This window comes from Streptomyces sp. NPDC019224, assembly GCF_040632605.1.
GTDB lineage: Bacteria > Actinomycetota > Actinomycetes > Streptomycetales > Streptomycetaceae > Streptomyces.
Window position 1 is genome coordinate 28,269 of sequence record NZ_JBEYCF010000060.1, and the last position, 13,275, is coordinate 41,543.

Below are 13,275 nucleotides of genomic sequence, written 5' to 3' on the forward strand. Positions count from 1 at the left end.
ATGGACCTCACACCGCTGAAGGCGGCCCTCGCAGACGTCGTGGCGATCCCGGTGACCCCGTTCGCCGGGGACGGGACCATCGACACCACGGCGTACCGCCTCCTGCTGCGGAGACTGCTCGACGGCGGCGTGCGCATCGTCACCCCGAACGGCAACACCGGGGAGTTCTACGCGCTCACCCCCGACGAGCGGCGCACGGTCACCGAGCTGACCATCGACGAGGCCGGCGGCCGCGCCACCGTCCTGGTCGGGGTCGGGCACGACGTGCCGACCGCCGTCGCCGCAGCCGAGCACGCCCGGGACGCCGGGGCCGAGATGGTGATGGTGCACCAGCCCGTCCACCCGTACGTCTCGCAGGACGGCTGGATCGACTACCACCGGGCCATCGCCGAGGCCGTACCCGGGCTCGGGGTCGTCCCCTACATCCGCAACCCGCACCTCGAAGGCGCCGGCCTGGCCGCCCTCGCCGACAGCTGCCCCAACGTCATCGGCGTCAAGTACGCCGTCCCGGACGCCGCCCGCTTCGCCGCCTTCGCCCGGGACGCCGGCCTGGAACGCTTCGTCTGGGTCGCCGGACTCGCCGAGCTGTACGCCCCGGCCTACTTCTCCGCCGGCGCCACCGGCTTCACCTCCGGTCTGGTCAACGTGGCGCCCGGCGTCTCGCTGACCATGCTGGAGGCGCTGCGGGCCGGCGACCACCCGGCCGCCATGAAGGTCTGGGAGCAGATCCGCCGCTTCGAGGAACTGCGCGCCGACCGGCAGTCCGCCAACAACGTCACCGTCGTCAAGGAGGCCCTGGCCGCCCTCGGACTGTGCGACCGCTCGGTGCGCCCGCCCAGCCGGGTGCTGCCCGAGTCGCAGCGCGCCGAGGTCGCCGACCAGATCGCCGGGTGGTCCATATGACCGGCCGCATCACCCCCGAGGAACTGCGCAGCCACCAGTGGTACGGCACCGACGGGCTGCGGTCCTTCAGCCACCGCGCCCGCACCCGCCAGCTCGGCTACCTCCCCGAGGAGCACCTGGGCAAGCCGGTCATCGCGATCCTCAACACCTGGTCGGACATCAACCCGTGCCACGTGCACCTGCGCGACCGGGCGCAGGCCGTCAAGCGCGGGGTCTGGCAGGCGGGCGGCTTCCCGCTGGAGTTCCCGGTCTCCACCCTCTCGGAGACGTTCCAGAAGCCGACCCCGATGCTCTACCGCAACATGCTGGCGATGGAGACCGAGGAGCTGCTGCGCTCCTACCCGGTGGACGGCGCGGTGCTGCTCGGCGGCTGCGACAAGTCGACGCCCGCGCTGCTGATGGGCGCCGCCTCCGTCGACCTGCCGGCCGTCTTCGTGCCGGCCGGGCCGATGCTGCCGGGACACTGGCGCAACGAGGTCCTGGGCTCCGGCACCGACATGTGGAAGTACTGGGACGACAAGCGAGCCGGCCTCATCGGTGACTGCGAGATGGGGGAGCTGGAGAACGGTCTCGCCCGCTCGCCCGGCCACTGCATGACCATGGGCACGGCGTCCACCCTCACCGCCGCCGCCGAGGCACTCGGCGTCACCGTCCCCGGCGCCTCCTCCATCCCCGCCGTCGACTCCGGCCACGACCGGATGGCCGCACAGTCGGGACTGCGGATCGTCGAACTGGTGTGGCAGCAGCGGAAGCTGTCGCAGATCCTCACGGCGGAGGCGTACGAGGACGCCGTCGCCACCGTCCTCGCGCTCGGCGGCTCCACCAACGCCGTCATCCACCTCATCGCGATGGCCGGCCGCTCCGGGATCAAGCTCACCCTCGACGACTTCGACCGCGTCGCCCGCACCGTTCCGGTCCTGGCCAACCTGCGCCCCGGCGGGAAGTACCTCATGGAGGACTTCCACTTCGCCGGCGGGCTCCCCGGCTTCCTGGCCCGGATCGCCGACGTCCTCCACCTGGACCGGCCCACCGTCTCCCACGACACCCTGCGCGCCCAGCTCGACGGCGCGCTCGTGCACAACGACGACGTCATACGGGAGCGCTCCAACCCGCTCGCCGAGGAAGGCGGCGTGGCGGTGCTGCGCGGCAACCTCTGCCCGGACGGCGCGGTGATCAAGCACATCGCCGCCGAACCGCACCTGCTGCGCCACACCGGCCCCGCGGTGGTGTTCGACGACTACCGGGAGATGCAGCGCACCATCAACGACCCGGCGCTCGCGCTGACTCCCGACCATGTGCTGGTCCTGCGCAACGCCGGACCCAAGGGCGGTCCCGGGATGCCCGAGTACGGCATGCTGCCCATCCCCGACTACCTGCTGAAGCAGGGTGTACGGGACATGGTCCGGCTCTCCGACGCCCGGATGAGCGGCACCAGCTACGGGGCGTGCGTGCTGCACATCGCCCCCGAGTCGTACGTCGGCGGGCCCCTCGCCCTCGTCCGCACCGGTGACCTCGTCACCCTGGACGTCGAGGCGCGACTGCTGAACCTCGAGGTCTCCGACGAGGAACTGGCGCGCCGCCGGGCCGAGTGGACCCCGCCGCCCAACCGGTACGAGCGCGGCTACCAGGCGCTCTACCAGGACCAGATCACCCAGGCCGACACCGGCTGCGACTTCGCCTTCCTGGCCCGGCCGGGAGAAGTGCCCGACCCGTACGCCGGCTGAACAGCCCCCTCGGGAATTCCGGCGCCCCCCTTGTTCGAGATACCGAACACCATGCGGGAAGCGCTTGCGCACTACACGCACCACCCGGGCTCCGCCCGCGTACCACCCCGTACCACCCGCACCCCCGTACAGAGAGATCGGAGACGTGTCATGGCCCAAGCCTCCGCCGCGGCCACACCGCCCAAGGTGCCCAGGCGCCGCTCCGCGAGCCCCCGCCGGCTGCCGTATCTGCTGATCGCCCCCGCGGGGCTGCTGATGCTCGGCTTCATCGCCTACCCGGTGGTCAGCGTCTTCTACTACAGCCTGCAGAACTACAACGTCACCAAACCGTGGCGGAACGGCTTCGCCGGCTTCGACAACTTCACCCGGATCTTCACCGAGGACGACCAGTTCTGGACGACGCTCGGCTTCAGCGCCCAGTGGGTCTTCGTCCAGGTCATCCTCCAGCTCACCCTGGGGCTCGCCCTGGCCCTGATCGTCAACCAGAGCTTCATCGGCCGCGGCATCTCCCGCGCCATGGTCTTCTCGCCGTGGGCCGTCTCCGGGGTACTGACCAGCACCATCTGGATCCTGCTCTACAACTCCTCGACCGGCTTCAGCCGCTACCTCGCGGACGCCGGGATCGGTGACTACGGCACCTCGGTCCTCTCCGACACCGGCACCGTCTTCTGGGCCGCGACCGTCTCCGAACTCTGGCGCGGGGTCCCCTTCTTCGCCATCCTCATCCTCGCCGACCTCCAGTCCGTCTCCAAGGAGCTGTACGAGGCGGCGGCCGTGGACGGCGCCGGACGGATGCGGCAGTTCTTCCACATCACCCTGCCCCACCTGCGCGACGCGATCATCCTGTCCACGCTGCTGCGCGGCGTCTGGGAGTTCAACAACGTCGACCTCCTCTACACCCTCACCGGCGGCGGACCGGCCGGCGAGACCACCACCCTGCCGCTCTACGTCGCCAACACAGGCATCGAGGGCCACGACTTCGGCTACGCCTCCGCGCTCACCACCGTCGCCTTCGTGATCCTCCTCTTCTGCTCGATCGTCTATCTGCGCCTGAGCAAGTTCGGAGGCGACCACAAGTGACTGCCGCCCTCGCCGAGAAGAACGGCACCCACTCCGCACGGCCGGCCGCCCCCGAAGGCCCGCCGCCCGCCAAGCCCCGCCGCAAGCCCGGCCGTGAACGCGCCTTCGACGATGTACCGCGCTGGCAGATCTACGTACCGCTGGGCATCTACCTGGTCTTCACGCTCGTCCCGTTCTACTGGATGTTCCTCTTCGCCGTGCGGCCCGCCGGCTCCACCTCGCTGGTGCCGTGGCCGATGACCGGGGAGCACTTCTCCAAGGTCTGGAACGAGCGCAGCTTCGCCGTCTTCTTCCAGAACAGCATGATCGTCGGGGTCTGCACCCTGATCGCCACGACCCTCGTGGCGCTGGCCGGCGGCTACGCGCTCGCCCGGTTCGACTTCAAGATCAAGAACGGCTTCATGCTGGCGCTGCTCTGCTCGCAGTTCATCCCCGGCGCGCTGATGCTCGTACCGCTCTTCGAGATCTTCAAGAACCTCCAGATGATCAACTCCCTGGGGAGCGTGGTCATCGCCGAGACGGTCTTCCAGCTGCCGCTCTCCATCATCCTGATCAGCGGATTCATCAAGAACGTGCCCACCTCGCTGGAGGAGGCCGCCTGGGTGGACGGCTGCTCGCGCTTCCGGGCCTTCTGCGCGGTCGTGCTGCCGCTGCTGCGCCCCGGGCTCATCGCCGTCGGCTCCTTCGCCTTCGTGCACAGCTGGAACCACTTCCTGTTCGCGCTGATGTTCCTCAGCGAGCAGGACAAGCAGACGATCCCGGTCGGCCTGAACACCCTCATCGGCGCGGACAGCGTCGACCTGGGCGCACTCGCCGCGGGCGGGGTGATCGCCGCGGTGCCCGTGGTGATCGTCTTCGCCTTCATCCAGAAGTGGCTGATCACCGGCTTCAGCGCCGGCGCCGTGAAGGGGTGACGGACATGACCTCGCTGCCCGCCACCACGCCCGTCCCGATCGTCCTCGCGGGCGCCCGGGGCCACGGACGCTGGCACCTCGCCAATATCCGCCGCCTCCAGCACCAGGGCCTCGTCCGGCTCGCCGGCATCTGCGAACTCACCCCGCTCGACGACACCGAGCTCGACGCCTTCGCGGGTGAACTCCCCGAGCAGTCGGCCGACTTCGGCGCCCTCCTGGACTCCACCGGGGCCCGCGCCGCCGTCATCTGCACCCCCATCCAGACCCACACCGCCCTCGCCCTGACCGCCGCCGGGCGCGGCGTCCACCTCCTCCTGGAGAAACCGCCCGCAGCCACCCGAGCCGACTTCGAGCGCATCCTCGCCGGGGTCCGCGAGGCCGGCGTCGCCTGCCAGGTCGGCTTCCAGTCCTTCGGCTCGCACGCCGTGCCCGCCATCCGCGAACTCGTCGCCGCCGGCGCCATCGGCACCGTCCAGGGCTACGCCGCCGCGGGTGCCTGGGTCCGCGACGACGCCTACTACCGGCGGGCGCCCTGGGCCGGGCGGCGCCGGATCGGGGACACCGACGTCGTCGACGGCGTCCTCACCAACCCGCTCGCCCATGCCATCGCCACCGCCCTCGAACTCGCCGGCACCACCACCGCGCGGGACGTCGCCGCCATCGACACCGAACTCTTCCGCGCCCACGACATCGAGGCCGACGACACCTCCTGCGTACGCGTCACCCCGGCGTCCGGGCCGCCCGTCACCGCCGCCGTCACCCTCTGCGCCGAACAGGCGGGAGAGCCCTACGTCATCGTCCACGGCGACCGCGGCCGCATCACCTTCTGGTACAAGCAGGACCGCGTCCTCGTCCAGCGGGCCGGCCACGGCCCCCTGGAGACTGTGCACGGGCGCACCGACCTCCTGGAGAACCTGGCCGGCCACCTGACGGACGGCACCCCGCTCCTCGTACCGGCGGAGCGCACCGGGGCGTTCATGGAGGTCGTCGAGGCGGTACGGACCGCCTCCGAACCGCGCCCCCTGCCGCCCGAGGCCTGGCAGACCGTCTCCGTGCCCGGCTCCGGTGCCACCCGCCGGGTGGTGCGCGGCATCGACGCCCTGGTCGCGTCCGCCGCCGAGACCCGGGCGCTCTTCTCGGAACTCGGCGCCCCCTGGGCGCTCAGCGAGGTGACCTCCCCATGACGACCACCGCCCTGCTCAGCTGCGCCGGCCGTCCGGTCGGCCGCTACACCCACCTCCCCGCCGACGCGGCACGCCCCTACCTCCACCCGGTCACCACCCTCGCCGGGACCCCCGTCACCGAGGAGCGCCCGGCCGACCACCTCCACCACCTGGGCGCGTCCGTCGCCGTCCCGGACGTCGCCGGGTACAACTTCTGGGGCGGCCGCACCTTCGTCCGGGGGCAGGGACCCACCGCCCTCGACAACCACGGCACGCAGCGCCACCTCGGCTGGAAGCTGTGCGACCCGGACGGCTTCGTCGAGGAGATCGGCTGGGAGGCCGACGGCGCCGAACTGCTGCGCGAGCATCGCACGGTGGCCGTCGCCGCGCTCTCCGAAACCGCCTGGGCGCTGGACTTCTCCTTCTCGCTCACCAACCCCGGCCCGGCCGGCCTGTCGATCGGCAGCCCCGCCACCAACGGCCGCCCCGGCGCCGGATACGGCGGTTTCTTCTGGCGCGCCCCCAAGGAGGCGGCGGCGCCCGCCGTGTTCAGCCCCACGGCGGACGGCGAGGAGGCGGTGCACGGACGGGCCGCCGACTGGGTCGCGCTGTCAGGCGACGGCTGGTCCCTGGTCTTCGCCGGGGCGACCGAGGAGACCCGGCGCGACCCGTGGTTCGTGCGCACCACCGAGTACCCGGGCGTCGGTTCCTCCCTCGCCGCCGCCGAACGGCTGCCCGTGCCCGCTGGCACCACCGTCGTACGCCGGATCGTCACCGTCGTCGCGGACGGCCCGCTCGACCGGGCCGGCGCCGCCGCCCTCGTCCGCCGGGCGGTGACCGCGTGAGCACAGGCCACCCCTGGACCGCCGACCTGGGCGACGGCACCTACCGCAACCCCGTGTTGAACGCCGACTGGTCCGACCCCGACGTGATCCGCGTCGGCGACGACTTCTACCTGACCGCCTCCAGCTTCGGCCGCGTCCCCGGGCTGCCCCTGCTGCACTCGCGCGACCTCGTCAACTGGACCCTGACCGGGCACGCCCTGGACCGCCTGGAGCCCGCCGCCGAGTTCGCCGCGCCCCGCCACGACTGCGGGGTGTGGGCACCCTCGCTGCGCCACCACGCGGGACGGTTCTGGATCTTCTGGGGCGACCCCGACCACGGCATTCAGCAGATCAGCGCCGAGGACATCCGGGGCCCGTGGACCGCGCCCCACCTGCTGAAGGCGGGCCGGGGACTGATCGACCCGTGCCCGCTGTGGGACGAGGAGACCGGCGAGGCGTACCTCGTGCACGCCTGGGCCAAGTCCCGCTCCGGCGTCAAGAACCGGCTCACCGGCCACCGGATGAGCCCCGACGGGCGGGAACTGCTCGACGAGGGCAAGACCCTGATCGACGCCGACACGCTGCCCGGCTGGTTCACCCTGGAGGGCCCCAAGCTCCACCGGCGCGACGGCGAGTTCTGGATCCTCGCCCCGGCGGGCGGGGTCGCGACGGGCTGGCAGGGCGCCTTCCGCTCCCGCGACTTCTTCGGACCGTACGAGGAGCGCGTCGTCCTCGCCCAGGGCCGCACCGGCGTCAACGGCCCGCACCAGGGCGCCTGGGTGAGCACCCCGGCCGGCGAGGACTGGTTCCTGCACTTCCAGGAGCGCGGGGCGTACGGCCGGGTGGTGCACCTCCAGCCGATGCGCTGGGGCGCCGACGGCTGGCCGGTCATCGGCGACGCCGGCGAACCCGTCGCCACGCACCGCAAGCCCGCCCTGCCCGCCCAGCCCGTCGAGGCCCCGGCCTGCGCCGACAGCTTCCCGGGCGGCCGCTACGGCAGGCAGTGGCAGTGGACGGCCAACCCGCGGCCCGGCTGGACGGTCGAGCACGCCGGGGACGGGCTGCTGCTGAGCTGCGTGACGACGGAGTACGCCCACGACCTGCGGGCCCTGCCCCACGTACTGGTCCAGCGGCTGCCCGCCGAGACGTTCACCGCCGAGGTGGAGCTCGCCCTCGACAGCGAGGCGGCCGGGGCGAAGGCGGGGCTCGCCGTGCTCGGGGACGCGTACTCCTGGATCGGCCTGGAGCGGGCGGCGGAGGGCGGGGTGCGGCTCGTGCACCGCTTCGCCGAGGCGACGGCCACCGCCGAGCGCGACGCCGGGCCCGGCAGGCCGGCGCCCTTTGCCACGGCGCGGCTGCGGATCGAGGTGGCCCCCGGGGCCCGCTGCCGCTTCCTCGCCGACACCGGGGACGGGGCCGGGTTCCGGCCCTCCGGGCAGGTCTTCGCCGCCACCCCGTGGCGCTGGGTCGGCGCGCTGCTCGGGCTGTTCGCCACCGCGCCGCCCGGGGCGGGCCCCGCGGGGACCGCCCGGTTCACCCGCTTTCACGTCACCGCGTAACCGCACCGCACGGGCCGGATCCCCGGCCCCCGAAACCCCCCACTCAGCGTACGAACCGAGAGAACCGAGAGAGAAGAGCCGATCATGAACATCTCGAAGACGCAGCGGGGGCGTGCCACGGCCGCCGTCTCCCTCGCGGCGGTGCTCGCCCTGACCGCGACCGCGTGCGGGGACGACGGCAGCGACAGCGGCAACGAGGGCAGCGGCAAGGGGGAGATCACCTTCTGGGACAACAACGGCGGCCCGCGCACCGCCGTCTGGAAGGAGATCATCCAGGACTTCGAGAAGAAGTACCCGGACATCAAGGTCAAGTACGTGCCGATCCCGATCGCCGACGTGCAGTCCAAGTACGACACGGCCATCGCGGGCGGCGGTCTGCCGGACGTCGGCGGCGTCGGCACCGCCTACCTGGCCAACATGGTCTCCCAGGAGGCCCTGACGCCGCTGAACGACCGGCTCAAGGACTCCTCGCTCAACGGCAAGCTCGTCGAGGGCATGGTCGAGAGCGTCAAGGACGCCGCCGGCCGGGGCGACGAGATGTACACCGTGCCGACCTCCGCGAACAACGGCGCGCTGTGGTACCGCACCGACCTGTTCAAGGCGGCGGGCCTCGACGCGCCCACCACCTGGGCCAAGTTCTACGAGGCGGCCGAGAAGCTGACCGACGCCAAGAACAACAAGTTCGGCTACACCATCCGCGGCGGCGCCGGCTCCATCGCCCAGGCCATCGACGCCTCCTACGGGCAGTCGGGCATCACGGAGTTCTGGAACGGCGACAAGACCACCCTCAACGACCCCAAGAACGTGGCGGCGCTGGAGAAGTACGTCGCCCTCTACAAGAAGACGACGCCCTCCGCCGACGTCAACAACGACTTCACCAAGATGGTCGCCCAGTTCGACACCGGCACCATCGGCATGCTGAGCCATAACCTCGGCTCCTACCAGGACCACCTGAAGGCCCTCGGCAAGGACAAGTTCGCCGGCGTGCCCAACCCGGTCGGCGACAGCGGCACCCGCGTCCAGGTCTCCAACCCGGTCGACGGCCTCGGCCTGTTCCGGTCGAGCAAGAACAAGACGGCCGCCTGGAAGTTCATCGAGTTCGCCGCCTCGCACGAGTCGAACAGCAAGTGGAACGAGTCCGCGGGCGCCATCCCGGCCAACACCGAGGCCGCCAAGGACCCGTGGATCAGCGAGTCGGCCCCGACCGAGCTGGCCGCGAAGGCCCTCACCGACGGCTCCACCAAGATCGTGCAGCTGCCGTACTACCTGCCCGACTGGAACAACATCAGCAAGGCCGACAACGAGCCCGAGTTCCAGAAGCTGCTGCTCGGCAAGGTCACGGCCAAGGCGTTCCTGGACAAGATGGCCGACGAGCTGAACAAGGCCCAGAAGGAGTGGAAGGAGATCGGCAACGGCTGATCCGGCTCCCGCCGGCGCGGGGCCGGCAGCGGGACCCGTTCCGGAAACGGCCCGCTCCGCCCCGCCGCCCCTGCCCTCCGGCGTACCCACCCATGAGAGAGGCAGTTCCACCGTGTCACTCACCCGCCGCCAGACCGCGGCCGCCCTCGCCGCCCTGCCCCTGGCGCTCGCCGCCACCCCCGCCGCGGCCCACGGCGCCGCCCGCCGGACCCGCACCGTGCACATCGCGGGCGACTCGACGGCCGCCCAGAAGTACGCCGTCGCCGCCCCCGAGACCGGCTGGGGCATGGCCCTGCCGTTCTTCCTCGGGCACGGCCTCACCGTGGCCAACCACGCCATGAACGGCCGCAGTTCCAAGAGCTTCATCGACGAGGGACTGCTCGCGGCCCTGCTGCCGGGGGTCCGCGCGGGCGACCTCCTGCTGATCCAGTTCGGGCACAACGACGAGAAGACGGAGGACCCGGCCCGAGGCACCGACCCGTACACCACCTACCAGGACTGCCTGCGGCAGTACATCGCCCAGGCACGCGCCCGGGGCGCCCGGCCCGTCCTGATCACCCCCGTCGAGCGCCGCAGGTTCGCCGACGACGGCACCGCCAAGCCCACCCACGGCGACTACCCGGCCGCCATGCGCGCCCTGGCCGCCGAGGAACGGGTCCCCCTGCTCGACATGCAGGCCCGCACCCTCGCCCGCTGGCAGGAACTGGGCCCCGACGGCACCGAGGCGTACTTCAACTGGCTGGAGCCCGGCGAGTCCCCCAACTACCCGGACGGCCGGCAGGACAACACCCACTTCCGGCCCGCCGGCGCCATCGAGGTGGCCCGGATGACGGCCCGCGCCCTGCTCGACGCGCGGGTGCTCGCCCCGCACGAACTGCGCCGCCTCGGCGCCCGCGTACCCGAGGCGTGGATCAGCTGGCCGCAGGCCTGACGCCCGCGCCGCACCGGAACCGCCACCCCCCATTCCTTTCCCACAGGTCCCGCACCAGAACCGAGGCTTTGTCATGCCCACACGCATCTCTGCCCGCAGAACGCACGCCCGCGCCATCGCCGTCGCGATGGGCTGCGCCTCGCTGGCCCTTGCGCTGAGCGTCCCCGCCCAGGCGTCCGCCCACCCCCACGGCAAGAAGGGCGCCGAGCGCGCCGTCCTCGCCGCGGGCGACGGCTGGGCCTCCGCCGAGGGCGCCACCACCGGCGGCGCCGCCGCCACCCCCGACCACGTCTACACCGTGCACAACCGCGCCGAACTCATCGCCGCCTTCGAGGACGCGGGCGACGCGCCGAAGATCGTCCGGATCGCCGGCACCGTCCACGGCAACGCCGACGCCGCCGGCAACCCGATCGGCTGCGAGGCCTACCAGACCGACGGCTACACCCTGGACAAGTACCTCGCCGCCTACGACCCCGCCACCTGGGGCCGCGACGAGGTCCCCTCGGGGCCGATGGAGGACGCCCGGCTCGCCTCCGCCAAGCTCCAGAAGGCCGCCGTCAACGTCTATGTGCCGTCCAACACCACGCTGATCGGCGTCGGCGACGACGCCACGGTCATCGGCGCGTCGATCCAGATCCAGAACGTCTCCAACGTCATCGTCCGCAACATCAGCTTCGAGGACACCTACGACTGCTTCCCCCAGTGGGACCCGACCGACGGCGAAACCGGTCACTGGAACTCCGAGTACGACAACCTGGTCGTCTACGGTTCCGACCACGTCTGGGTCGACCACAACACCTTCAGCGACGGGGACCGCCCCGACGCCGCCCAGCCCCGCTACTTCAACGAGCTGTACCAGCAGCACGACGGGCTCTTCGACATCGTCAAGGGCGCCGACCTGGTCACCGCGTCCTGGAACGTCCTCAAGGACCACGACAAGACGATGCTCATCGGCAACAGCGACAAGGCCGGGGCCACCGACCGGGGCAAGCTCCGCGTCACCCTGCACCACAACCTCTTCAAGGACGTCAACGAGCGCGCGCCCCGGGTCCGCTTCGGCCAGGTCGACTCGTACAACAACCACTTCGTCGCCACGAAGGGCAGCGTCTACGGCTACTCGTACGGCATCGGCGCCGAGTCCCACCTCGTCGCCGAGCACAACGCGTTCTCGCTCAGCGGCGAGTTCGACAAGGCCGAGATCCTCAAGAAGTGGTCCGAGTCCCCGCTCACGGCCGCCGACAACTACGTCAACGGCCGCCGCACCGACCTGATCGCCGTCCACAACGCGGCCGTCCCCGAGGAGCAGCTCACCGCGGGCGCCGGCTGGACCCCCACCCTGCGCAACCGGATCGACCACCCGCTGCTGGTGCCCTTCGTCGTGGGCCTCGGCGCGGGCGCCGGCCGGCTGCCCAACGCCTGATCCCGGATCTTTCTCCCCGCCGGCGCCCCGCACGGCGCCGGCGGGGCCCTCCCGCCGCCCCGTACGGAAGTTGGAGTACGCCCATGCCCACCCGCCGCACCGCCCTCGCCCTCCTGGCCGGCGGCACCACCGCCCTCGCCCTCGGCACCGCCCCCGCCGCCTTTGCCCACGGCCGCCCCTTCGGGCCCTACGGTTCACCCGCCCGCCGCCTCGGCCCCGCGACCCTGTACGTCGACGCGCGCGGCCGCGGCGACCACACCACCGTCCAGGCCGCCGTGAACGCGGCCACCGGCACCGGCCGCACCCTGGTCATCGCCCCCGGCACCTACCGGGAGACCGTCGACATCCCGGCCGACCGGACCGGCCTCACCCTCATCGGCGCGAGCGGCGACCCGCGCGACACCGTGATCGTGTACGACAACGCCAACGGCACCCCGCGCCCCGACGGTTCGGGCACCTACGGCACCAGCGGGTCCGCCACCGTCACCGCCCGGCCCGCCGGACTCACCGCCCGCGACCTGACCTTCGCCAACGACTGGCTGCGCGCCGACCACCCCGGCTACACCGGCACCCAGGCCGTCGCGATCAAGGTGACCGGCGACCGCTCGGCGTTCTACGGCTGCCGCTTCCTGGGCCACCAGGACACGCTGTACGCCGACTCCGCGTCGCTCACCGACTTCGCCCGGCAGTACTACCGCGACTGCTATGTGGAAGGGGACGTCGACTTCGTCTTCGGCCGCGCCTCCGCGGTCCTGGACCGCTGCCACTTCCGCACCCTGACCCGCACCGACCTGGCCGCCGCACCCTACGGATTCGTCTTCGCCCCCAGCACCGCCGGCGCCAACCCGCACGGCTTCCTGGTCCTGCGCTCCCGCGTCACGAGCACCGCCCCCGACGGGTACTTCAAGCTGGCCCGCCCCTGGGTGCCGTCCTCCGACCTCACCGCGCACCCGATGCTGACCGTCCGCGACAGCCACCTCGGCGCGGGCATCGACGCCGACGAGCCGTACGGCACCATGGCGGCCGGTTTCCCCTGGCAGGAGCAGCGCTTCGCCGAGTACCGCAACACGGGCCCCGGCGCCCGCGTCACCGTCCCCGCCAACCGCCCCCGGCTCACCGGGTCCGAGGCGCGTCTGCACACCCCGGCCGCCTGGTTCGGCGACTGGCGCCCCTAGGGCGCCGGCTGCCGGCGTCCGCCCCGCCGCGACGCCGTGCACGCGCTCCCGCCGCGCCGGCCGGAAGCCCTCGTACGGGGCCGTCCCCCGGGGACGGCCCGCCCCCCCCGCGGGGGGGGCCCCCCCCCAGGGGGGCGCGGGGGGGGGGGGAAGAGGGTTTGGC

The 13,275-nt window shown here is 72.2% G+C and carries 11 protein-coding genes; all 11 read left to right on the plus strand.

Features of this window, described 5'->3' with window-relative positions; all coding sequences use genetic code 11:
• The 11 genes from ABZ564_RS28520 (at position 1) to ABZ564_RS28570 (ending at position 13,112) form a co-directional block, all read left to right on the plus strand.
• Entirely contained in the window at positions 1–903 is a 903-nt protein-coding gene (locus ABZ564_RS28520; protein WP_360861921.1) for a dihydrodipicolinate synthase family protein, read from the plus strand.
• Positions 900–2,627, plus strand: a complete 1,728-nt coding sequence (gene araD, locus ABZ564_RS28525; protein WP_360861923.1) for an L-arabinonate dehydratase — start codon at positions 900–902, stop codon at positions 2,625–2,627. Before ABZ564_RS28520 ends, araD begins: the two co-directional genes overlap by 4 nt.
• Positions 2,628–2,777: 150 nt before the next feature.
• A complete protein-coding gene (locus tag ABZ564_RS28530) occupies positions 2,778–3,707 on the plus strand; it encodes a sugar ABC transporter permease (RefSeq protein ID WP_360861925.1) in 930 nt (309 codons plus the stop codon).
• Positions 3,704–4,621, plus strand: coding sequence for a carbohydrate ABC transporter permease (locus ABZ564_RS28535; RefSeq protein ID WP_360861927.1), 918 nt, complete (start codon positions 3,704–3,706; stop codon positions 4,619–4,621). Before ABZ564_RS28530 ends, ABZ564_RS28535 begins: the two co-directional genes overlap by 4 nt.
• A gap of 5 nt (positions 4,622–4,626) precedes the next feature.
• Positions 4,627–5,805, plus strand: a complete 1,179-nt coding sequence (locus ABZ564_RS28540) for a Gfo/Idh/MocA family oxidoreductase (RefSeq protein ID WP_360861929.1) — start codon at positions 4,627–4,629, stop codon at positions 5,803–5,805.
• The gene (locus ABZ564_RS28545) at positions 5,802–6,629 is read left to right on the plus strand and encodes a PmoA family protein (RefSeq protein WP_360861931.1); all 828 of its coding nucleotides are present in this window, start codon (positions 5,802–5,804) and stop codon (positions 6,627–6,629) included. The genes ABZ564_RS28540 and ABZ564_RS28545 overlap by 4 nt, the downstream gene beginning before the upstream one ends.
• Entirely contained in the window at positions 6,626–8,167 is a 1,542-nt protein-coding gene (locus tag ABZ564_RS28550) for a family 43 glycosylhydrolase (RefSeq protein WP_360861933.1), read from the plus strand. The genes ABZ564_RS28545 and ABZ564_RS28550 overlap by 4 nt, the downstream gene beginning before the upstream one ends.
• Positions 8,168–8,251: 84 nt before the next feature.
• Positions 8,252–9,586: a sugar ABC transporter substrate-binding protein gene (locus tag ABZ564_RS28555; RefSeq protein ID WP_360861935.1), complete on the plus strand. Its 1,335-nt coding sequence runs from the start codon at positions 8,252–8,254 to the stop codon at positions 9,584–9,586.
• A gap of 112 nt (positions 9,587–9,698) precedes the next feature.
• Positions 9,699–10,517, plus strand: a complete 819-nt coding sequence (locus ABZ564_RS28560) for a rhamnogalacturonan acetylesterase (protein WP_360861937.1) — start codon at positions 9,699–9,701, stop codon at positions 10,515–10,517.
• Positions 10,518–10,602: 85 nt separating this feature from the next.
• The gene (locus ABZ564_RS28565; RefSeq protein ID WP_360861943.1) at positions 10,603–11,937 is read left to right on the plus strand and encodes a pectate lyase; all 1,335 of its coding nucleotides are present in this window, start codon (positions 10,603–10,605) and stop codon (positions 11,935–11,937) included.
• Between the two features lie 83 nt (positions 11,938–12,020).
• Positions 12,021–13,112 (plus strand): pectinesterase family protein, encoded by a 1,092-nt coding sequence (locus tag ABZ564_RS28570; RefSeq protein WP_360861939.1) that lies wholly within the window; start codon positions 12,021–12,023, stop codon positions 13,110–13,112.
• Positions 13,113–13,275: the final 163 nt, after the last annotated feature.

Bases quoted from the DNA above. Each gene is read 5' to 3' on its own strand.
- araD (WP_360861923.1), top strand. From the start codon at position 900: ATGACCGGCCGCATCACCCCCGAGGAACTGCGCAGCCACCAGTGGTAC.
- ABZ564_RS28540 (WP_360861929.1), top strand. From the start codon at position 4,627: ATGACCTCGCTGCCCGCCACCACGCCCGTCCCGATCGTCCTCGCGGGC.
- ABZ564_RS28530 (WP_360861925.1), top strand. From the start codon at position 2,778: ATGGCCCAAGCCTCCGCCGCGGCCACACCGCCCAAGGTGCCCAGGCGC.
- ABZ564_RS28570 (WP_360861939.1), top strand. From the start codon at position 12,021: ATGCCCACCCGCCGCACCGCCCTCGCCCTCCTGGCCGGCGGCACCACC.
- ABZ564_RS28520 (WP_360861921.1), top strand. From the start codon at position 1: ATGGACCTCACACCGCTGAAGGCGGCCCTCGCAGACGTCGTGGCGATC.
- ABZ564_RS28545 (WP_360861931.1), top strand. From the start codon at position 5,802: ATGACGACCACCGCCCTGCTCAGCTGCGCCGGCCGTCCGGTCGGCCGC.
- ABZ564_RS28555 (WP_360861935.1), top strand. From the start codon at position 8,252: ATGAACATCTCGAAGACGCAGCGGGGGCGTGCCACGGCCGCCGTCTCC.